The following is a 23559-nucleotide window of genomic DNA, read 5'->3' as shown; positions in this document are numbered from 1 at the left end:
ACAATCCTCCTGTACCTTTAAGTGATAGCTTTGCTTTATTTCGATAAACCTTTGACTTTAGGAGCAGCGGTGAATTTACTTTTGAATTTATCTTTATACGCTTTGAAATAGCCCAGGGAGTACAAGAATGCCTCTCTCTCCAGCAAGGAGGCGATAAGGAGATAGGCCGGTAAGATGACTATGCCTAACAGCATCCCCCAGAGGATAATGCCCACATAAGAATGGATGTGGATGTTCATCGCTGTCGTTACCAGAATGATGCCAATAAAGATGAAGGCATTCGTTAACCAACGGCGAAAAGTAACCCAAGGGCTACGGTTCAACAGAACTCTGCTAGCGTAGATGACAATATCGATGGAACGGTAGAGCAGAGCTACAATGGTGCCTACCAATACGCCATAAATACCTATGAACACCACAAAGACGAGTGAGGCGCTCAGGTTAATGGCTGATTCCAGAATCGAGCGGGTTTGTGTCTTCTTGAAATGCCCCGCAATGGTTATGACATTATTGGAAGAGGTGCGGGCATTGGTAAGCAATTTAATCGTGACGAATAGGACCGGTAACCACCAATCAATATAATTAACATCAGTTACACCAGTTGTGTACAATCGCATAAACGGAATGATCAGAATATAAGTGACTGTAAGGATAGAGAAGATCAGGCCCATAAAATAGACCTCATAGGCATCATAGAATTTAAGGAATTCCGTTTTACTCTCATGATAGATTTGTCCAAGCGCTGATTTCACGCTGCCGTTTACGGTCTGGACGATGTTATCCACGATCGTGAAGATCATATTGTACATGACATAGATACTGACGATCTTCAGATTGGTAAAGAAGGTCAAGATGATCATGTCGGTATTTCTAAACACCAGGTAGGATATTTCATGGATCATGACTGAATTTTTCTGCCCGATCGCTGCAAAGTCCGGTTTGAGCTTCAGGTTAATCCATTTGTAATGCTTTTTCATATAGAAATAGAACACAACGATTTGCAGCAAGGTCAATACGAAAAAGGAAGCCTGAACAGCGATGATATTGAAGCCTTGCATTAATAAAATGATACGTACAACGTTATTCAGAATAGTGGTGGCGGTAACGATCACGGTTTCCACATAGCTTTTGCCTTCGGCGATGAGTAGAATCCGGAATTTCCCTTGAAAATAATAGTTGATGGCTCCGCCCATACCGGTCAGCAAAATGATAGCTATAATACTAAATGCGCTAATCTCCGAGTTGACTATAAGCGGATAAAGGACAGCGAGCAGTACTACCGCAAAGAAATAATAAATACCGGTTCTCTTATAATAGCTTGAGGTTGCCGCCAAAATAGAGTTGATATTATCTTTGTTATCCCCGGCAATCGGTTTATAAAGGGCTTGTAGTGAAGCTGCCCCTACACCTGCCTCCAACAGTGCTAAATAACTAATAATTTGTCCTATGGAGGCGATTAATCCATTGGCTTCCGAGCCATAATTGACCATGATCAGTCTAGGAATGAAGAAACCGAGGAGAATGGTGATCAGCTGACTCACCAGACCAAAGGACAAGTTAAGAATACTCCGTTTTGCTCTCATAACTCCTCCTGTTAGAAAGTGATAAATAGAAGTCCAGCTTCTCGAAATGTCTCTCCGCGTTGGTGGCTTGCAGAGATACATTGATGGCATTGGTGTGCATACACTCGTAAACCTGCTCCGGCTGCAAGGCCGCTAAAGTATTGAAGTCTGCATATAAACCGTTAAAGTCGGCATCGTTCATCACATGGATCATTTTTTTGCTATAGGCAATGGGGAAGACGGGGATATTACATACCCAACCCAGAATCATAGCATGGAACCTTGAGGCGACCACAAAGCAGGACGCTGCGATCACAGACAGGACTTCCTCGATATTCGTTGTATATAAATGCACCTTGGTTCTATTCCTAACATCCTGAGGGATGAGATTGGCGATATGTTCGATGGCCTCCTGATCTCCTTCATGCTCACAAAATGACATGAAATGAACAGCATAGCCTTGTTGGATGAAATGAATTGTAATCTCTTTTATTTTTTCATAATAGAGTTGGTCAAAATCACTCAAGCCCTTGGACGATGGCTTAATCACGGATATTACGATGTATTGCTCCTCTACATGCTGAACTTTGGGCGGGTCTAGCTGAAAGATGATATCGGGAGCCAATCTAACATTACTTAGGTCCTGAAACAGATCATAGGAAACTTGTTCTCGAAAGCAAATATCAGTGTATTCCCGAAAAATCTTCTTGTGTTCATCGTAATATTCGTTATCTGTATAGGGACCAAAATTAGCACCTAACAGATAATAAGGTTTGGTTTTGTTCCGGAGCCCTTCGGCTTTCTCCAGATACTCCACCCAATGCTCCCCTTGCATAAAAATGGACCCGCCGATATGTACAATCCCGTCAGACTGGTTCACCAGAAATCTCTGCACGAAATACTGGATCTTTATTTTTCGGAACAAGAAGTTAATACCCCGTAGAATAAGGGATTCCGTGGCATATACCTTGAGGTTGCTTAAGGTCTTGAATGAGAGCTTATACCTGCCGGGAGCCATAATTATAAATTGTGTATCCGGGTATCTTTCACAAAGGACCTTAATGAATAAATCATCACCCAGATTAAATTCGGTATAGGCGTATATCATCATTTTTTTCATGGCTCAAGCTCCTTTCTGGTTCAATTCCCTTAAGCGTGTTTTTTTTGAACCGTAATCGCCGTTTTTATTCTTCTTTTCAAATAAAGCAGGCTTCGGTCCATGTTAATTAATCTGTGATAGAGAAGTGGTGAGAGTAAGAAAGCCTTGATATGAATAGATAGCTGCTTATCGTCTCCGCTGTAACGCTTCATAATGAGCTGTATTTCCCCATTTAGACCCGGGTATTTCTGCTCAATATCCTGCAGTAAAGTACGAATGCTTATGCCCTCAGTTCCGTATAGGCAGGTCTTCAGATTAAAGAAGTAGTTCTCGGTCAGTTCGCGATTTAACAATAAATTCGAGAAAGTTTCTAATTCTCCGTGGGAATGGGCTTTGAAATATTGATCCACTCGCTTAAAGGCGGCCACAACGTCGAATTTCTGGACATTATAGCTATTGGTAATAGACGCGGTTCTTTGTAAATAAAAAGATAACACCTCAGCAAGAGTAATGACCTTCTCTGCTCTGGACAATGTCTTGTAGATGAACTCCTGATCTTCCCCGTTCACACATCGTTCCGTATACTTAATCTCATTCTCTAATAGGAAAGTCCGCTTGTAAGCGATGCTCCCCGTCCAAATGCGCAAGCTTTTATTCACAAATATATGCTCAAGGGCGGCAATCCCCGACATTTCATTAGGAGGCGAAGTAAAGCTTACTATAGTTGAATTGTCTTCCCTTACGAGACTGTAGCCCCAGCAGATAATATCGGGCTCTTGCTTCTTTAGATAGGGATAAATGGTTTGCACTAAATGATCAGCGATGTAATCATCGCCATCCAGGAACATCACATAGGTCCCGGTTGATTCGGCTAAACCGTTATTCCGGGCCGCACTCACGCCATAATTGTCAGTTCTGATGATCCTGCAACGAAGGCTCGGGTGCTGCGAAATGAACTCTGCCACTAAGTTGTACGTCTGATCCGTAGAACCGTCATCCACGATCACAATTTCGAATAGCTTCTCATTCTGATTCAGAAGTGAATCCAACATAGGTTTAACATAATTTTCGATGTTGTATACAGGAACCACAATGCTTAGACTCATTAGGGCACTCCTCTCCCAGCATGAAGCTCATCGTTTAAGCGAGCTCTTTTGAAAATATTTGTTTGAGCCCTTTCTTGTAGCCATTAATCGCCGGATAATTCTTCTTCGGACGCTCCCTGAGAATAAGATAAAAGGTCGTCCATAATAATGCGAGATATCCGAGCGGCCCGGACTTCTTGTCTTTTAACAAATGCACATGATTAACGACTCTGGTATAAGCGACATCCTCAAGGTTGTCCCTAGAGGCGGAAGATTCGTGATGCAGCAGCTTTAAGTCGGGATTGATATAAAGCTTGCCTTTCTTAAGGGCTACTCGGGACATATAAATATCCTCACCGACACTGTAGCTCTTAAGCCAAGGTACGGGTTCGAGATCCTTAATAGCTTCTTTCTTGAAGGACATATTGCAGCCATGCTGAAACTCTGTGCGAAAGGTTTTTCTGGCTTTATGCCAATTGTACATGGACCCGGCTTGACCGCTGAGGGAGAGTTTTCCGCTCGATAAGGACTGTTGAAAGGACAGAAGACAGCGGATTGTGCCGAAGAAGCTGTTTCTCATCCCTATGGCCACGCCGCCGACACCTGCGCAATCGGGAAAGTCGAGATAAGTCTGGAGTAAGGTTGAGAAGTAATGAGCGGGGATTTCTACGTCATCATCGAGGAATAATATGGTATCCATGGAAGCCAACTCTACGGCCTTAATTCTGGAAAGCCATAGTCCATGATCAGTCTTGCTGTAATAGACAAACGAATAACCCTTCTTGTTTAAAAGAGCTTCATATTCATCAAGCACAGCTCCTGGTATTTCACCATCGTCTACAATAATGACTTCAATGTTGTAATCTTTGCTCATGTTTTGATCAGTCATAGAATGAATGCACCGTGTCAGGTCCTTTACCCGATTCCTCGTGCAGATAACTACTGACAATCCTTGCATAGACTCCACTCCTTTATTCAATTCCTCCCAGCGTAATAATAATATAATGACTACGTTGGGAGTTTAAGCTATCTTTAGAGTACTATTGGAGCCAAAAGATTGTATATACTACTTTAGTTTACTTCTTTCTGAAACATTCAATTTATTTCAATGGAAAGCGAGCTTTTAAAACGATCTCCCGGGCTCAGACGGACCATCATTTCCTTGTCCTGAAGCTCACCTGTGAAGGTGTCTTCATCAGCGATGCCATGCCAAGGTTCTATACAGATGAACGGAGCATCTTTGAACTGCCAAATGCCCAAATTAGGAAAGTTCTCGTAAGACAGGACAACACTTTTAGCAGATTGTTTGCTCTTTAGAGCAATCTGTTGGGAGTTCACATTTCTGAAGACAAGCGCGCCCTCGTGAAACATTTCATGCGATAAGGGCAAGATGTTATGATCCTTCAGCATCGTTTCCGACTTGCCACTAATCAGCAGATTGGATTTATTCATGAATAGCCGTTCCAGAGTTTCGGCCTGTTCGAACTCCAGGTAATAATCCTGGATTTGGCCTTGATCATCAATAGGGCAGTTAAAGGCAGGGTGGGTGCCCAGTTGGAAGAAGATATCCTTATCATCTACATTTTCTACCTTATAGTTAATTTCAAGCTTATTGGCGTGGAGCGTGTAAGTGATATACAGATTGAACTTGTAAGGGTAGATAGCTAATGTGGTCTCATTATAGGTGTGGCGATAGACGGCGAGCGTCTCACTTTCTTCAATTAACTCGAACTCATCATGTCTCACGAAGCCGTGATTGCCCATTTTATAGCTATTGCCGTCTATCTTGATCTCTCCGTTGTTGACGGCGCACACGATAGGGAACAGGATTGGAGAATGACCTGTCCAGTAAGTGGGATCTCCGTTCCAGATATATTCACAGCCGTCCTCCAGCTTCTTAAAGCTTATGACCTCTGCTCCAACTGCCTTTATCTCCACTTCAGCCAATCTACTAGTTAAAATTTTATTCATTTTTTTACTTCCTTTCCACATTTTTATCCATTACCTTTCATATTCTATCAAAGTTCATTTGAATACACACTGGGAGCTCAAGCCAAGCCCTGTTGTAACACAAAGTGCATAATAATAATAAAAATTATTACACTGTGTAAAGTGAAAATAATAATTATTGGTATAACATATATAGAAAGCAGTGAATAGACGAACGGGAGGGACACAACTTGCACAATATATTCGTGAATGGTGAGAGACTACAAAATACGATTGAGTCCTTTGCTGATTTTGGTCGTACAGATAAGAATGGCGTGACCCGGTTGTCGCTGAGCGATGAAGATGTTAAGGTCCGGAATTACTTTCGTTCTTGTTGTGAAGAACTGGGAATGACAGTGAAGGTTGATGATATGGGAACGATGTATGCCACACTGGCGGGTATAGAGGATAAGCCCCCGGTTGTGATTGGCTCACATCTGGATACGGTGAAAAAGGGCGGCCGGTTTGACGGTGTGCTCGGTGTAATCGCTGGCTTGGAAGTTGTACGCACATTGGTCGATCAAGGGATTAAGCCGCAGCTTCCAGTGATGATTATGAATTTCACCAATGAAGAGGGCGCCCGCTTCGAACCTTCAATGATGGCCTCAGGCGTCCTATCCGGTAAGTTCGATAAGGCGGCAATGCTGAGCAAGAAAGACCCGGAAGGGACTACCTTTGCAGAAGCGTTATTGGCAAGTGGATATGCAGGGGAAGCCGACAGTCGTATTAAAGAAGCTACTGCTTACCTGGAGCTTCATATCGAGCAAGGGCCAGTGTTGGAAAAAGAAGCGTTAGCGATCGGTCTGGTCGATTGTGTTGTCGGCATGGCCTGCTATGAGATTGAAGTGACGGGCGAATCGGACCATGCGGGTACAACGCCTATGGGGATGCGTAAAGATGCCCTGTTCGCGGCAACGGATATTATCACTGCGCTGCGCAGCAAGCTTGGGCTGCTGGATTCCGAACTGGTCTACACGATGGGCAGAATGAATGTGCTTCCCAATATTCACACGGTCATTCCGAATAAAGTTATCTTTACTATCGAAGCACGACATAAGGACATGGATATTGTCCGTGAAGTGGAAGCTATTATCCAAGCTTTGCCGGAAGTGCTGCTGGAGTGTGAAGTGACCAAGACCAAGCTTTGGGGCCGCGATACCGTGTGGTTTGATGCTGGAATTTGCAGTTTAGTTAAGCAAGCTACTGAATCATTAGGGTATTCCAATCGCACCATCGCCAGCGGCGCAGGGCATGATGCCCAGTTTGTAGCCAGTTTCCTGCCGTCCGCGATGATCTTTGTACCCAGCGTAAATGGAAAAAGCCATTGTGAAGAAGAACTAACCTCGTATGAGGACTGTGAAAAAGGCGTGAATGTGGTCTTGCAAACTGTACTATCCTTGTTAAATGGTGATTGATGTCACTAAACATAACGTGTATGAAGAATGAACTCAGGGATGTATTCAACAATTCAGACACCGTAGCGGGTGTCTTTTTTTTATTCGTTTTCTGATTAATGTTAGGTGTGACAAGGGATGTTGCGATTTTTTATAGCTTGGACGCTGCTCCATTGTGTTAAAACACAATCATGACAGCTAAAGTTTTTATTTTTCACCAAATAGAAAAGTCATTTCATATGTTATCATTCTTTACATAAGAGAAACACATCAGACAGGAGAGATTAACAATGATTATCGGAGTGCCTAAAGAAATTAAAAATAATGAAAATCGTGTAGCGATTACACCTGCTGGGGTATTAAGTCTTATTTCTGAAGGACACCAGGTTCTAGTTGAAGCCGGAGCCGGTGTAGGCAGCGGATTTATCAATGAAGAATATGCAGCAGCCGGAGCTAAGTTGATTGAAGATGCAGCGACGGTCTGGAGTTCTGCTGAAATGGTGATGAAGGTTAAAGAACCTTTGGAAAGTGAATATCAATACTTCCGCCCAGGTCTGATCTTGTTCACTTATCTGCATCTTGCTCCTGAACCTGCACTGGCCGCAGCCCTTAAAGACAATGGCGTCTTTGCGATTGGCTATGAAACAGTTGTTCATGGACGTACGTTGCCGCTATTAACACCCATGAGCGAAGTAGCCGGACGGATGTCTGTGCAGCTGGGAGCTCAGTTTCTGCAAAAGAACTATGGCGGACAAGGCATTCTTCTCTCCGGGGTTCCTGGAGTCAGCAGAGGCAAGGTTAGCATCATTGGTGGCGGTGTAGTAGGTACTAATGCAGCCAAGATGGCGATTGGCCTGGGCGCAGATGTTACCATTGTTGACCTGAGTGCAGATCGCTTACGTCAGCTGGACGATATTTTTGGCGCACAGATCAATACACTAATCTCCAATCCGTTCAATATTGCTAAAGTGGTAGCCGAGGCGGACCTGCTGGTTGGTGCAGTACTTATTCCCGGTGCAAAAGCGCCGAAACTGGTGACCGAAGCCATGGTTAAGACGATGAAGCCGGGCTCGGTTATTGTCGATGTGGCCATTGACCAAGGCGGGATTGTAGAAACCATTGATCGTGTAACTACCCATGACAATCCAGTATTCGTGAAACATGGTGTGCTGCATTATTCGGTAGCGAATATGCCGGGTGCTGTTGCCAAAACATCAACGATGGCCTTAACGAATGTTACGGTTCCTTACGCACTGCAAATTGCCAATAAGGGTGCACTGAAGGCTATTCAAGAAGATACAGGTCTGAGAAGCGGCGTTAACATTGCCAACGGAAAAATCACTTGCCAAGCTGTAGCAGAAGCTCTTGGGGAAGAGTGCTACACGGTAGAGCAAGCCTTAGAGCATGAGTTCACTCTGATCTAATAGGAATAGAAGAGACTAGAGGGGTTAACTAGAGAACAGCCTTATGAGCAATCATGGGTTGTTCTTTTTTTTGTCCTATTGAGGTGTGAATCTTAGGTTCATCGTATTTAGATGCTTATATTGGGTGGCTGTCATTCCAAAATATTTCTTGAAAGTATTACTGAATTGTTCCGACGTTGTAAATCCCACTTGTGCTGCAATGGCACTGATCGATATGTTCGTTGTTATCAAAAGACGTGAAGCGGCCCCCATCCTCGCTTGCATCTTCTTATCTTTAAAAGGTATACCGTATTGCTTATGCACCATCCGCTCCGTCTGTCTGGTGCTTAGCCCCAATTTGTCCGCAAGCTGCTTAAGTGTAACGGACTCGTAATTGTACAAGAAACTATTCTCAATCGTAAGCAGTCTGCTATCGTCAAGTGTCTTCAGAGGAATGGGCTGCATAGAGGAGTGATCCTCTATATAATGTCTTATCAATCGGATCATAATCATCTCAAGAATGTTGGTAGCCATATGATGAACGCCGACCTGTTGGAACGACAGTTCGCTGGCAAGCATTTCAAACAATTCCATCATATTCCCACTGTCCTGTCCGATCCAGAAGGGATGGGACAACAGTAGTTCCGAGAGAGCGGGCTCTTCCACGAAGGAACGCTTGTTTATGGGGGGGATTGAATAACTAGGCAAAATTTCGAAGAAGATGCAGTATTCCGCCATGGGATCTTCCAGATCCGGGATCTGCTCATGAACGACATCCGGACCGGTCATAAACAACGTACCGGGTGTGATCGAAGAACGATTGCCTTGCGCTATAAGGATGCCCCGTCCGCTGGGAATATAATGAAGCTCATAGCTTCCTTGGCTGTGGCTGTGCTCTGGCATGGGACTGTGGAAATAACCGAATTTGACATACAATACGTTCAGTACAATACCTCCGAGGTGCAGCTTGACATCCATATTTCCAATGTTTATGTTGGGCAATTTCATACTAACGGAATCTCCCCCTGTAAAAATGCGACATCATACCAACATCATTGTCATCTCTATGGATAACGAATCTCAGTTCGCATTGATATAATTATACTTGAAATTCAATTACATGGGGAGTAGAACGGAACGTTAATTGTTGCAGCCCAAGTAGATCAGGAGGATGCCAAATGACTATGGTCCCAGGAACAAAACGTATGTATAAGAAAGGAAATCATGCTAACAGCTTCACAGAAATTCCTGCTTCCAATCCCGGAAATGCGTGGCGGGAGGGTATGGTTAGCGGAAACGGCGAGAACGGGTATATCACGTCGGGCTCACCGTTTACTGACAGTTTTATTTTTCAATATATGTGGTTTAACTATCCTTCCAAAGATCCAAGAGTGATTCCGGGAGAATTAACCGAGCAGCTCTCTGATGCCAGATGGAACGTCTTCAACCAAAATGATGAATGGAAGATCCCGGATGCTAACGGAGCAACAAGGGTTAGAACCTTTTACTACAGTTATCATCCGGGACATCAACTCAGATATAACATAACAAAAAAAGGAAGCATATCCGGTTATGAAAGATGGACGAATTATGAAACGGCGGAGACGGGTGTGCGCTACACCGATGAGTATGGTGAGTGGGTACGCACATCCTTTACTTCCCGAGAGGATAATGTCTCGATTACGAAGATCACCTCATCTTCAACGGGCGTAAAGATTAACATGATCATCTCCATCGATGACATCTCTGCTATGAGCGGAGCACTCCTTGGTCACAACGAGGTGGAGGCACTCCAATATAAAAAGCTGGTGGACCCAAATGCAGATTATCTTGCGCAAGTTGCTCATTACCCGTCCTGCCCAGGGAGCGAGCTGTTCCACGGAGGATACGCAGGCCTAACACGGGTTCTTGTCGTAAATGGCACGAAGGAAAGAGTGCTAATGGCTGACATGCATGAATCAATGAACGTGGGCAAGGAACAGAATCCTGCGGTTCTGGTTAAGGATGCCGAAGCTGTATATTTAATCACGCGCTCCAGCAGAACTTATGATATGGGTAGAATCGAAGATTTTGCAGCAACGACGCAATACGCTATCGTAGACGAACTCTTACAAAGCACAAATGTAGTTGCGCAAAAATATATAGATGCAGACGGTCAATTCGATTATGACGCTGCCCGCGCACCCCATGCTGAGAAACAGTCGGCAGAATTTAATGCAGTGAGCTTCAGCATTAAGGGTGATGAGCAATATAAGAATGCGGACAACCTAACCCTGATCCATGCGCAAAGAGCAACTCCGGCAAGAGTCAATCATGCTTTTGTGGAGCAGGTGTATAACCAGGGGCGGTATGCCATGATCTGCTGCAGCGGTTCAAGCGCACCTCGCTTGTATGGAATGTGGACCGGGGAATGGAATCCTGGCTGGCGCGGCATCTATACCCTTGATGCCAATGTGAATTTGCAGGTAGCCTCCATGAATACAGGCCATTTAACACAAGCACAGCTCGGGTATATCACTTTCTTCTTGAGGAATACTCCCGACTTTGAATACAATGCGCGGATGGCTTACGGGATGCATGATGCGCTGCAGGTTTCCGTAAACTCTGACGGCGACCGTGGGATGCATGTGGAATATGACAATGATTATCCTTTTGAATACTGGAACGCTGGTGCAAGCTGGTGTCTCTTGCCCATCTATGAATACTGGCAGTGTTATGGAAATCAACGGATTCCCATTCATGACAACATGCGAATCCATGATCTGAAACTGATTCTCAGTGTTAGAGATGGGGGCCTGACCGATGAGGAATTTGCACAACTCATAGATAAGGATTATCTGGATCTAGCCAAGGACATCCTGCTGCCCCTTCTTACCAAGCAGGCTAACTTCTGGAAACAGATCTGCACGCCGGAATACTTCACTGATCTCAACGGCAATGCATGCCATCAGAGCGGCAAAACAGCGTTAAATCCAGGCGAAAAATATATGATTATCCCAACGTATTCGCCAGAGAACCATCCCATAGGTTATAACAGTACGATCACAGCTAATGCCACCATGGATATTTCAGCCGCTCGGGATGGTCTGTTTATGGTCATCGCCATGGAAAAGGCAGTCAAACGCAAAGGGTATGAAACTGCAACTGCCCAATGGGAAGCTTTGCTTGAATTGTTACCGGATTATAAATACGATTCAGACGGTGCATTACGTGAATGGGCCATGAATGAATATACAGAGAATAACAACCATCGGCATTTGAGCCATCTCTATGCAGCATGGCCTGCATATGAAACTCAAAAAAATCCGGGGTTGGCGGGAGCTGCCAAGACCGCGATTGCCAACAGAGATCAATATAATATCGGGGATGATACAGCAGGGCACGGCTGGATGCACAAGGCGCTGGTTCAAGCTAGGCTGAAGAATGGTGACGGGGTACTCTCTTCACTGCTCCCGATGATGAGGGAGACCGGTTATTATAACTCTTTAATGACAGATCATGATTCAAATAGACGATGCAACACCTACTGCACTGATACTTCTTTCGGCGCTGTGGGAGCCATAAATGAAGCGTTATTATTCTCGAATACCGGCGAAATAGAGGTTCTTCCGGCTCTACCCTGCGATTGGAAAACGGGGTTTGTGCAAGGACTCATGGCAAGAACCTGGATAGAGGTGAAGGTATTATCCTGGGATTTATCGGCCAAAACGGTACACGTGACACTGACCTCCAGTGTGAATGAGAATACAATCCAATTCAGGGCGGGCATTCCTTGGACTCAAGTCCGGGTTAACGGTAGTGAAGTGGAAGTACAATATGATGAATTCGGAAAATATATTCAATTAACCCTTAGTTCGGAAACGGATGTTTCAGTGGTGTTCACATTATAAAGTGGAATGGGAATTCATTCAAAGTAAGCGGAAATAAAACAAACCAGAGCGTAATGAATCCTGCGCTTCGGTTTGTTTTTATTTTGGTTAGAGGAACCTTAAGCTATATCTACCTTGAAAACGGACATCTCTTTATTGGAAATGGACCGTTTTCTTCGCGGTTTGGCAAATCTATAATTGAGCTATAGAGCGAGGGCGATCTATCATCCTCAGCCGCTAAGGGGTTGGACATTATTCAAGAAGAAGCTTTTCTAAAGCGTTTTCACAAGCAGGTTCCCTTTCATGTGTTCGTAGGTCTCGGGATTCTGTTCCTGCTGATTTTCAGTTACATTCCGATGTTCGGCATTATTATCGCGTTCAAGAATTACAAAATCTCAACTGGTATTGAAGGCATCTTCACCAGCTCCTGGGCGGGACTGACGCATTTCAGGGAACTGATTAACGATTACAACTTCCCGAGTCTGGTACGCAATACGCTGATTCTTAGTGTGTTGAAAGTCATTTTCTCGTATCCGATTCCGATTCTGTTCGCGATTATGCTCAGTGAGGTCAAACATGTCTTCTTCAAAAGATTCGTGCAGACCGTCAGCTACCTGCCGCATTTCATTTCCTGGGTTGTGGTTACAGGAATTGCATACGCTTTCTTTTCCTCTGGGTATGGAATCTTCAATGAATTGATGCTGTCATTGCACATTATCAAGGAACCGGTGCAAATCCTGACTGATCCCGATTCGTTCTATGGTCTGGCGGTCATGACGGCGATCTGGAAGGAGGCGGGCTGGTGGACGATAATCTTTCTGGCAGCCTTGGCTGGAATTGATCCGGCGCTGTATGAGGCAGCGGAGATTGACGGAGCGGGACGGATCAAGCGGATTCTGTATATTACCTTGCCAGGGCTGAAAAGCGCAAGCATAGTCGTGTTGATCCTGACCATCGGCAGCATTCTGGGCGGTGGGCTGGTAGGGTCGAACTTCGAACAATCAATGCTGCTCGGGAACGCGCTCAACAACGAGAAGTCGCAGATTATCCAGACGTATGCTTTCTCGGTTGGCCTGGCGCAAGGGCGTTTTTCTTTTGCCACAGCGATTGATCTGATGCAGTCGGTCATTTCCGTGTTCCTGATCTTCACCAGCAACTATATCGCCAAGAGGTTCTCGGGAACCGGATTGTTCTAGCCTAGGTCATTATTCCGACAGAAAGAGCGGTGAACGCATGCGCAGAAAAAGAACGACGGAGGACTGGATTCTAGACACCTTGATTACGATGATTCTGTTAATTGTTGTATTTATCACGTTATACCCGTTCTATTATATTCTTCTGATTACGTTTAACTCGGGGTCTGACACCACCATGGGCGGGATGTACTTATGGCCGCGGGAGTTCACACTGGGGAATTATATCTACTTTATTGAAGATCCGAAATGGGTAAATGCCTTTCTGATTACGATCCTACGGACGGTGGTGGGGACAGTGCTAGCGGTGTTCTTCACCAGCATGGTTGCCTATGGACTTGCAAAGCGTGATTTGATGTTCCGCAAGACGTATTTTTTTATCGTGGTGGTGGCGATGAACTTCTCCGGCGGGCTGATTTCTTTTTATATCGTGCTCAAAAGCCTGGGGCTGATCAATACCTTCGGGGTGTATGTTATCCCCGGTATGCTGAATTTGTTCTTCCTGTTGATTTCGATTTCCTTTTTCCGGGAAATTCCGGAGGAACTGGGGGAATCGGCGCGGATAGACGGGGGGAGTGAATTGCGGATTTTTGCCAAAATCGTTCTGCCTGTCTCCATGCCGCTGATTGCCACGATGAGCCTGTTTATTGGTTCCGGGCAATGGAATTCCTGGCTAGATTCCGCCTATTTCGTGCAGAACGAGAATCTGCGGACGCTTACCTACCGGATGATGCAGGTAATCAACCAATCGATGGTACCAACGGGGGATGCCGCAGCGGCATCTATGTCCAGGTCCCAAGTGACACCCTTCTCGATTCAGGCGACGGCGATGGTTGTGTCGATTGTACCAATTCTCGGGGTCTATCCATTTTTGCAAAAATACTTTGTCTCCGGCATGATGCTTGGCTCGGTCAAAGGGTAGTCCGCAAAGGTCTTCAAATAAAATTAATGGAGGAATGAATGATGGGTAAAAGCTTGCGAATGATCTCCATACTGATCCTGGCGGTGTTGCTGGTGGGAGGAGTGCTCTCCGGATGCGGACAAAGTGTGGACAACGGTGGCAACGCGGCGGCTGGTAACGGAGAAGCGGGCGGGAAGAACACCCCGGGCTCCGACGAGAAGCCGGTGGAGTTGACAGTATTCGTGGATGCGACATGGTACCCTTTTCAGGACTGGGCCGGTGAAATTCCGGAAATGATCACCAAGGCCACCGGCGTGAAACCAAAAATCACAGTTGCTACGGATGACAAGCAGCTCGCGCTGATGGTCGCTTCCGGGAACCTGCCGGATATCGTCATCTCGTTCAACTTCAAGCTGATGTCGGATGCCAATCTGAGTCTGCCGTATAATGAGATTTTCCCTAAATATGCGCCGGATGTGAAGTTCGATTCTGTCAAGGAGCTGGTGAATACAGTCAGCGACGGCAATTATTACGCGATCCGCAATGACTTCTCGTCCGAATCTGAGTGGAAGGCCAATCCATATGCCAATATGATGGTGCCGGGTCTGGCCATGCGCAAGGATATACTGGAGGAGATCGGTAATCCGTCTATTAAGTCGCTGGATGATCTCGATAAAGTGTTTGCCGCTGTCAAAGAGAAGCATCCGGAGATGGCTCCGCTGATCCTTAACCCGAACTGGCAAAGACCGTATTTTGATGCACAATTCGGTGCATATGGAGGTTTTGTGGACGAGAGCGGCAAGATTGTGTACTATCTGAGACAAGACGCCGTACGCAAGTCGATGCTATATATGAACAGCCTGTATCGCAAAGGGTATGTAATGTCCGAGAATTTTGCCTATAAAAATGAGACGGAGACGGAACAAATGATGGCCGCCGGGAAGGGCTTCGCATATACTTGGACCTATTCCGCCGCAGAACGCCTGAACGCGGACAACAAAGACAAGGGTATTAGCTTCGTACAGTTAGCTGAGCCGCTTGGGCCGGATGCTTCCATTATGAGCTCGGGAACCGGCGGGCTAGGAATGTACGTCTCCAAGAGCAATAAGAATGTGGAAGCGACCGTGAAATTTCTGAAGTATCTGTACTCTGAGGAAGGCTGGAGAACGGCAGAATGGGGCGTGGAAGGCAAAGATTGGACCTGGAACGAAGCCGGGTATCCGGAATTCACCTATGATATTAATGATATTGAACTATTGAAAAAAATGGGTGTCTACTGGTGGGGTGTACCGACTGAGACGGGTGTGGGCATGGCGTTGACCTCCTATAAAGAAGGCTCGGAAACGACGCGTCAAGGAGAGGAATACTCCAAGATTACTACGTTTAACCCGGCGATTGGTATGATTAATCCAGATACGGATTCACCTGAACAGATTATCCGTACGAACATCGATAATATGGTGAAGACGGAGGTGACGAGGATCTATCTGTCCAAAACAGAAGCCGAAGCGCAGGCGGCCTATGACGAGCTGATCAAGAAGGCTGAGAAGATCGGCATGAGCAAGCTTGAAGATTGGGCAACAGAACAGTACGGCCCGCTCAAGGAAAAGTATGACAATTTGACGAAGTAACACTTCCCATACAGCTCATACAGGAAATGCGAGGCCTTGAGGGGTCTTGCCAACCCTGTATGAGCTCCTTGCGTTCAATTTCAATCGATTTCAGACAGCAGGGAGACTACAAATATGCGTATCAGCACGAAAATGTTCCTGGGTTATGTTCTCCTCATTGTGCTTCCGTTCTTGTTCTTCTCCCTGTTCATTTATTTCCAGCTGTATGACAAGCTTCTGACTCAATATCAGTTAGCAAATCAGCAGAATATTGAGCAGGCCGCAGCCAATCTGGACTCCAGCTTGGTAAAGATGGAATCGCTTACATCTATATATCAGAATAATGCGGCACTGATTGATTTTCTGCAGGGGGAGGTTGTTGATGACCGGGATCTGATCTACTCGTATCTCAAAGAAATCAACCCGGCTTTTTCCTTCGCTTATCTGGCGGACCCGCTGGTCAAAAACCTGATCGTTTACCCCAAAACCCAGACACGGATGTTGCAAGCACCCGGATTTCAGGATTACCGGGAGATTGAACAATTGCTGACTCCAGGTGAAGTGAATCAGCTGCGTCCGGACCGGGGGTTATGGAAACACTCTTTCGACTCCGCTGCTCCAGTGCTGAATTATTACCATAAGCTGTACAGTAATTCTTATACTACTGATCTCGGCATTGTCCAGATCAGTGTTCAGCCGGTGCTGCTGGATAATATGGTGTTGGCTTTGACTCAGGTTCATCCAGATAACGCAGTCATGATGTTGGACCGTCAAGGTGATGTGGTGTACCCTGTCATAAATACGAAGCTGTCGACGGATCAAATTCGGTCTATTACGCGGACACTTGGCAGTGAAACCGAGGGAACATTCCTTGCGGACCATGACCGGCTGTTGATTAATTCTGTACATATCTCCCGGCTCGGGCTAACTGTAATCGAAGTGAACAAACGCACGGCGCTCATCGAGTTTCTACGGGTGAAGCAGTTATGGGTAGCTGTGGGTCTGGGCCTGTTGAGCTTGTTGTCCATTCTGTATTATTGGATCATATCTTCGGTCACCAAGCGGATTGTTCGGCTCTCGCGGCATATGCGCAGAGTGGAGCCGGAGTTTCTGAACAACCCGCTGAAAGGCAAGGCCGGGAAAGATGAGATCGGCTTCCTGATTACGAACTATAATGAAATGATTAGCCGGATGGATGAACTGGTTAATCATGTCCAGAAAGTGGAAATGCTCAAAAACGAAGCCGACTTCAAAATGCTACAAGCGCAGATTCAACCCCATTTTCTATACAACACACTGGAAACGATGCGGATGCTCGCCAGATCCAACAAAGATTATAAGGTGGCGGAAATGGCTTTTTCCTTAGGTAATCTGTTTCGTTACAGCCTGTCTAAGTCGGATCATACGACCCTTCGCGATGAATTGGATCACGTGAACGCCTATATTGCGATACATCAGATCCGGATGCGCGACCTTGAGGTGGAGGTTCAGTTAGATGAGGCGTTTCTGGCGCTACCTTGTCCGAGGTTTATTCTGCAGCCGCTGGTGGAGAACAGTATGATTCACGGGCTTTCCGGGAAGAGGGGCGCTAAATGGATTGCGCTCCGGTTCGGAAGAGAACAGGGATATGCACGGATTGAGATAGCCGATAACGGCTCGGGGATGTCTGCGGATCAGGTAATTTCTCTACAACGGATGCTGGACGGTAGCAAACCCAATCATGAACCGCAGCGCGAGACTACCGGCATAGGCCTCAGTAATGTAACCGAACGGGTCAAAGCTTATTTTGGCAACGAATCATCGCTTACGATCACGAGTACCCCCGGAGAAGGAACCGTCTGCTGCCTTAGACTGCTGTTGAAGGAGGATTACGCATATGCTGAAGCTGATGATTGTGGATGATGAACCAGTGATTCTGGAAGGTTTGCGGGACATGATTGAAGAAGAAAAGACGGCGTTTGGACAAATCATTCTGGCTCATGACGGGATTGAAGCGCTGGAACGAATAGAATTGATCCATCCGGATCTATTAATTACCGATATCCATATGCCAGAGATGGACGGACTGGAATTGATCCGGAGGGCGCAGCAGATGAACGTAAGGCGCTTCATCATTCTGACAGGACATGATGTATTCGATTACGCGCGCAAGGCCATTCAGCTGCAAGTGGTGGAGTATCTGCTGAAGCCTATCAACCAGGCCGAGCTGGTGAAGGTGCTTAGAAGAACAGCTCTGGAACTGATCCGAGAACGAGAAGCGCAGCCGATGGAGGACAACCCTTTAGAAGGTGACGGCGCTTCGCAAAATGAACATATTAAACTGCTGAAAGCCTATATTGAGCAAAGTTATATGAAAGATATTTCATTATCAGATGCGGCGGCATATCTGAACTTGCACCCGGTGTACCTGGGTCAGATGTTTAAGCGTGAGACTGGAGATACCTTCGTGCAATATATCAATCAGGTGCGGATAGAGAAAGCCAAGGCGCTGATGGCCTGCATGAAGAATTTGTCGCTGGATACTATTGCCAGAACGGTAGGGTATGAGAACCAGCGGACCTTTTATAAAGTGTTTCGTAAATATACGGATCAGACTCCGGGTCAATTCAGAGATCGGAAAGGGTGAAGCCTATCTAGCAAATTCAAAAAATAAGGCCTATAGTCAGCCCTAGCGATGCGTAATATAATGAAATCACTTTATGAATACAAGATTCGGCTATTTTCTCAGGTTGGGGTGGGGACATTGACAGGAACAGATTCATCCTTTGATCGTTTTTTTGACAGCATGGAGTCCTTGGCGGATACCATAAGTGAATCTCTTCAGTCTCAGGTAACGATTGAGGACAGCAACCACCACGTCATCGGATACAGCTCTCATCAGTTTGAGAGTGATCCGGCAAGAATCTCAACCATTATCGGTAAAAAAGTTCCGAATGCCGTTATTATTGGTTTGCGTAAAAAAGGCGTTATGCATGATCTGGAGAATTCCGTGCATCCGATTCGGATTCCGGCCGTGCTGGAGGTAGGGCTCGGACCCCGGTTGGCGATCTGCATAAAGCATCAGAAGGAGATACTTGGCTATATATGGGTAGTTGATACTGGCAATCTCGCTGAGGGACATGCGGAGAGTATCGTGGAGAAAGCCGCCGGTATTGCCAGCCGTTACTTACTGAAGCAACGAGGCTGGAGAATGAAGCAGGAGAAAACGCAGGAAGATTTTTTCTGGAAGCTGCTTACTTCGCATTATGACACGGAGCTGAACATCAAACAGGATGCAGAAGCTTGGTCGATTCTTTTGCCGGATAGCTATTATATCAGTGTCTTTGAGAGTGACAAGGTGATCGATGAGCATTTTGTACTGAGATTTCAGCAAGCGATGGCGGCGCAGACCGGGCTGCGGCTACTGTTTCAGACGGCAGAGCATAATCGGCTAATTATTTTGTTCTCTTCAATCTTTCCTGCCCAGGGAACGGATGTCCTGTCCTCGTTTATGCATAAGCTGATGAAGGATATGCATGCAAGCGAGGGCTGGTTGCTGGTTGCTGGCTGCAGCCTTCATTATGAGGGATATACCTCAGCAGCCATTGCCTACCGGGAAGCTGTTTCTATTCTGGAGCTTAAGAAGCTGCTACCTTATCATGCCCGTGATTTGCTGCTGTACGAGGATATCGGTTTTTGGGCGTACCTTCCACTGATTATAGAGCAGAAGCGCAGCCGGACCCGTAAAAGTCCGTTGCTCTATCCGCTAAAGGAGCATGACCGCGAACATAAAAGTGATTTTGTCCAGACGGTTGCCGTCTATTTATCACTGAATAGCAATCTGAAGGAATCTGCAGCTTTTCTGCATATTCACACCAACACGCTGATGTACAGACTAAACCGGATTGCCGAGATTACAGGCAAAAGCCTGAAGGATACCGCCTACCGCACGTCCATCTATCTGGATATCCTGACGGAGGAGACTGGGCAGTTGAATCTGTGGTTTCAGGGTGCCCGGGAATAAGCGGAAGGGCTACTACGTTATAGATGCAATTACATCCCCATCAGTTCAAATCACTGATGGGGATTTTTTGTGCTCCTTTAAGGGCTGTTTTGGAGTTGCTCTATATTCAGTCGATGGTCTCTTTCCTTATGCTGCGGTTCATCAGGTTAGGAAAGCGAGACTGAGTGTAAACAATTCGGATTTGCGCTCCCTGCCGGAGACGGTGAGGATAGCGTACAGGCTGGTCTGGAAATGTCAAATACCTCGAGTGGAATCGGATATAATTTGGGTTCTTTTAATCATAAAGCTTTATAAGACGGTGGATGTTAACCAAATATTCACAGAAATAAGGAAATATTTTGTAATAATATGTTAATATTTATTTATATTTAAAAAAGAAGGGATATTTGTAAATGAAGAAGATGCTCTTGATAGCGACAGTGTCCCGAATATCTGGCAGATACTGTCTGATTGACATTCCAAAATCTTAAGCCTAGTAAGATTTTGGATTATGAAATTTATTTTAATAACACAACAGCACCCATCGATTTCAAAACTATTAAAATTTGAGAATTTTACAATTATTTCAAAAAATATATTGACCTATCTATCTTGATGAGATTATATTGTAAATACAATATATATATACATATTTACATAATATTAACATAAATATATATTGAATTTACTGTATAAGAGGAGAAAAGAAGAATGTTGAAGAAAACAGCAATAACTCTATTGGCTGTATTAACGCTAGGCTCATCCATTGCTTTTGCCAGCGAAAGTACCGAATATGTAAAGGTCAATTCAGAATCTGCAAACGACGTATTAACATCTATTGAAAAAAATGCGGAATCCATGGAAATCAGGCAATTTGTAGAAAACTATGTGAAAGAGGCCTATGACTCTTACTATACTATTAATAGTATCCATAGCAATATAACTAACTTGGATATTGCCAGTAATACACTAGTTGCTAATGTCGACATTTCATTGACTAAGACGCTGAGAGCCCCATCGGTTAAACAATTGCCCTATGTTCAAGGGATGACTCAGCAAATGGAAACTTTCAAACAATCAAGAAGTGTGAATCCAGCCATGGTTGAAGTTTCTAGCAGTATTCTGGATGAAAAAATAAGTGAGCTTCAGGAATACATTGGAGCCTCCACGGACCAGAACGATTCTTTTCGTTTAACAGCTGAGATTATCAATGGTGAAGTGAATTACGATAACTCCACTCTGGAATTCCAGAATTATATCGATTATATTCCTGCCGAATATTTCAAACCTCAAACGGAAGAGCAGCTAAACACGGAAGGAAAACAAGAACTGGTCAGTGAGGCACGAGTGTTGCTGAACACTACTCCCGAGCTAAAATCAGCTCTTGCCGCAGTATCCTACAACAGAATTGCTGCCAGAGATTATGCTAATACATATACCTCTGAGGTATCTGGAGGAGGATATAACACCAGCTACTGGAATAAGAAATATGCATTCCACACCGAGAGTGGGGGTGTAGATTGCGCGAATTATGTTTCCCAATCTATTTATGCGGGAGGAGTTCCTACCGACAGTGAGTGGAAGCCAGAAAGCACTGCATGGGTAAATACCGGCTACAGCATCAGCAATGGACTCAGACAATATATGCTTAAGAAAGGCTACTTCAAAGTGGCTACTAAAAGCACTACAGCAGCTGGCGGCTTCATCGCCATGTCAGGCTATTCTCATGTGTTATTCGTAGTCGCGAACGATACTGTCACGATGCAATATAGTGCGCACACTAATGACCGATTAAAGGCCTCGTTCGCCAGTTTTGATTCTACTAATACTTTTTATGCGCCTGCAATATAATGAATAGAGTAAACTGAAAGGCTATTAATAATACTGCCTGAATTTTTCATTTCAGGTAGTATTATTTTTTAGCGTAATCTCGGAGGAGGAGAGAACATATGCGTGTTAAGCGAATCTGTATTGCATTTTCTTTATCGGCAATACTCTGGATACTACCATCATGTACGAACAATGTAGCCAATGATTTGGATATTCCTTTTATCGCGTACAATCAGATGTCCGTTGCAAAGTGGGGTTCTTGGAATTTGAAACAAGCTGAATTAAGTGTACAAAACGAATTGTATAAATTCTCTGAGATTAATGACCCGATAGAAAACATACTTCCACTCAGTTGGATGGGAGATTCCATTGTTGTGAACGACCGGATAGAGATTTTGGGGAAGCCCTCCCATTACAATATAGAAAAAATAACCAACCCGCCCGTAGACGGCGGTTACCGTTATTTTCTAAATGGGATTTCAATAGTTGAAAAGTATGGAGAAAAGCAATCTGTGTTCGAGATTCCATATAAAGGGGAAACCTATTCCTTAGATCTCAATGAGATTGCCGAATTTCAGGGAAAACACACCTATCTAGCTAATGGAGATATTCAGAAGAACGATAAGATCCGTCTGCTCTTCACCGCTTACGGTACTCAACCCGAAATAGATGGCACTGTTATTATCCTCACTTTCGATACTCTGAATAAAGAGTCTAGCGTAGTTAGTTTCCCCGTTCAGGAGCTGGGTTTCGGGGACCGAGGAGCGGCTCCGCAGACATCTATTCTGACTAAGAATCGTCTATATACGATAACGGGTCCGGAAACTGGCTATATTGATCTTAAAGCGAAGAGATACGTAGCTGAACCGGAGTTGTCGAAACGGCTAAAGGCCGTGCTACCCGAACGAATTCCTAATTCTATAACTAGTTCTTATCTTGTACCTATAGGGATTTACGATAACGTTATTTTGCTTGCTGACCCCACCGTCCAGGTTGGCGATCAGATAGGGGGCATGCTGATCTATGCCTGTTCTGATGAAGATCTGTTGGGAGAGCTGTTTATCACAGATAAACAGGTAACCGTATATAATAAGGATGGAAAGCCACAAGCACCGGAAGTATTTGATTATCAAATGATCGGTGGGAGATATCTTATGTTCTCTCAAGCAGACCAATAATCACTGTGAAAGTTGATAAATATCAACAGTATGCTTCCTCACTATAGTGAATGTTTGATGTCTGTTTAATAGAAGAGTTGTCGATGCTGTCTAGTAAATAACTTTAATAGGTGGTAATGACGATGTAGACTTCATTAAGACGAGTTCTCGTTTAAGAATGCTGTGGAACGATTCCTTCTTCCTGCAATTTCTTTGTGAATTTTGGGCTGCCGTAAATTGTATCGTTGTCGTAAAAGTGATGTTCAATGCGCTTTAAAAGCCGGTAACGGTGCTTTTTCGATCACTTTTTCAATATCCCTTTAGGTAGGTTCAGTTCTTCAACAATGTCGGTAATGGATTTCTGCTAACGCTGACGCTCGGTCACGGCTATCACCTCTTCTGGAGTATTATTCTATTATCCAGGGGTTCTACTTTTGATGCTTATATCCTTAATCAGATTTATCGGTAAAACAAGTAATGTTATT

17 protein-coding genes are annotated in these 23559 nt (G+C 44.9%); 11 read left to right on the top strand and 6 right to left on the bottom strand.

Features of this window, described 5'->3' with window-relative positions:
• Nucleotides 1-35: 35 nt before the first annotated feature.
• The 5 genes from GJB61_RS26890 to GJB61_RS26870 all read right to left on the bottom strand — a co-directional run bounded on the left by GJB61_RS26890 (nt 36) and on the right by GJB61_RS26870 (nt 5717).
• Nucleotides 36-1583: an MATE family efflux transporter gene (locus GJB61_RS26890; protein WP_154122126.1), complete on the bottom strand. Its 1548-nt coding sequence runs from the start codon at nt 1581-1583 to the stop codon at nt 36-38.
• The gene (locus GJB61_RS26885) at nt 1558-2682 is read right to left on the bottom strand and encodes a polysaccharide pyruvyl transferase family protein (protein ID WP_154122125.1); all 1125 of its coding nucleotides are present in this window, start codon (nt 2680-2682) and stop codon (nt 1558-1560) included. The genes GJB61_RS26890 and GJB61_RS26885 overlap by 26 nt, the downstream gene beginning before the upstream one ends.
• A gap of 29 nt (nt 2683-2711) precedes the next feature.
• Nucleotides 2712-3767, bottom strand: coding sequence for a glycosyltransferase family 2 protein (locus tag GJB61_RS26880; RefSeq protein ID WP_154122124.1), 1056 nt, complete (start codon nt 3765-3767; stop codon nt 2712-2714).
• A 34-nt stretch (nt 3768-3801) separates the two neighbouring features.
• Nucleotides 3802-4704 (bottom strand): glycosyltransferase family 2 protein, encoded by a 903-nt coding sequence (locus GJB61_RS26875; RefSeq protein ID WP_154122123.1) that lies wholly within the window; start codon nt 4702-4704, stop codon nt 3802-3804.
• A gap of 137 nt (nt 4705-4841) precedes the next feature.
• Nucleotides 4842-5717: an aldose 1-epimerase family protein gene (locus GJB61_RS26870; protein WP_154122122.1), complete on the bottom strand. Its 876-nt coding sequence runs from the start codon at nt 5715-5717 to the stop codon at nt 4842-4844.
• 209 nt (nt 5718-5926) lie between these two features.
• On the opposite strand from GJB61_RS26870, the gene GJB61_RS26865 reads away from it, so the two are divergent.
• Both GJB61_RS26865 and ald read left to right on the top strand, forming a co-directional pair.
• Nucleotides 5927-7150, top strand: a complete 1224-nt coding sequence (locus GJB61_RS26865) for a Zn-dependent hydrolase (RefSeq protein WP_154122121.1) — start codon at nt 5927-5929, stop codon at nt 7148-7150.
• 269 nt (nt 7151-7419) lie between these two features.
• A complete protein-coding gene (ald, locus tag GJB61_RS26860; protein ID WP_154122120.1) occupies nt 7420-8553 on the top strand; it encodes an alanine dehydrogenase in 1134 nt (377 codons plus the stop codon).
• Nucleotides 8554-8628: 75 nt separating this feature from the next.
• Here the strand turns inward: ald and GJB61_RS26855 are convergent, their stop codons facing one another.
• A complete protein-coding gene (locus GJB61_RS26855; RefSeq protein ID WP_154122119.1) occupies nt 8629-9540 on the bottom strand; it encodes a helix-turn-helix transcriptional regulator in 912 nt (303 codons plus the stop codon).
• Nucleotides 9541-9710: 170 nt separating this feature from the next.
• On the opposite strand from GJB61_RS26855, the gene GJB61_RS26850 reads away from it, so the two are divergent.
• From GJB61_RS26850 to GJB61_RS26810, 9 genes are all read left to right on the top strand, one after another.
• The gene (locus tag GJB61_RS26850; protein WP_154122118.1) at nt 9711-12422 is read left to right on the top strand and encodes a glycosyl hydrolase family 95 catalytic domain-containing protein; all 2712 of its coding nucleotides are present in this window, start codon (nt 9711-9713) and stop codon (nt 12420-12422) included.
• 230 nt (nt 12423-12652) lie between these two features.
• The gene (locus GJB61_RS26845) at nt 12653-13597 is read left to right on the top strand and encodes an ABC transporter permease (protein ID WP_420819775.1); all 945 of its coding nucleotides are present in this window, start codon (nt 12653-12655) and stop codon (nt 13595-13597) included.
• Between the two features lie 37 nt (nt 13598-13634).
• Complete coding sequence (locus GJB61_RS26840; RefSeq protein ID WP_154122117.1) at nt 13635-14516, top strand: carbohydrate ABC transporter permease; 882 nt, start codon at nt 13635-13637, stop codon at nt 14514-14516.
• Nucleotides 14517-14554: 38 nt separating this feature from the next.
• Entirely contained in the window at nt 14555-16126 is a 1572-nt protein-coding gene (locus GJB61_RS26835) for an extracellular solute-binding protein (RefSeq protein WP_154122116.1), read from the top strand.
• A 114-nt stretch (nt 16127-16240) separates the two neighbouring features.
• Nucleotides 16241-18007: a sensor histidine kinase gene (locus tag GJB61_RS26830; protein ID WP_154122115.1), complete on the top strand. Its 1767-nt coding sequence runs from the start codon at nt 16241-16243 to the stop codon at nt 18005-18007.
• Nucleotides 17982-18731, top strand: a complete 750-nt coding sequence (locus GJB61_RS26825) for a response regulator (protein WP_154122114.1) — start codon at nt 17982-17984, stop codon at nt 18729-18731. The genes GJB61_RS26830 and GJB61_RS26825 overlap by 26 nt, the downstream gene beginning before the upstream one ends.
• A 60-nt stretch (nt 18732-18791) precedes the next feature.
• Nucleotides 18792-20108 (top strand): PucR family transcriptional regulator, encoded by a 1317-nt coding sequence (locus tag GJB61_RS26820; RefSeq protein ID WP_195724489.1) that lies wholly within the window; start codon nt 18792-18794, stop codon nt 20106-20108.
• Between the two features lie 690 nt (nt 20109-20798).
• Entirely contained in the window at nt 20799-21938 is a 1140-nt protein-coding gene (locus GJB61_RS26815) for an amidase domain-containing protein (RefSeq protein ID WP_154122112.1), read from the top strand.
• A 98-nt stretch (nt 21939-22036) separates the two neighbouring features.
• Complete coding sequence (locus tag GJB61_RS26810; RefSeq protein WP_154122111.1) at nt 22037-23095, top strand: hypothetical protein; 1059 nt, start codon at nt 22037-22039, stop codon at nt 23093-23095.
• The last annotated feature ends 464 nt before the right edge of the window (nt 23096-23559 follow it).

The sequence above is a fragment of the Paenibacillus monticola genome, from assembly GCF_009664975.1.
GTDB lineage: Bacteria > Bacillota > Bacilli > Paenibacillales > Paenibacillaceae > Paenibacillus_AQ > Paenibacillus_AQ monticola.
The sequence above is the reverse complement of the archived record's forward strand: the minus strand, read 5'-3'. Positions and strand labels throughout refer to the sequence as shown.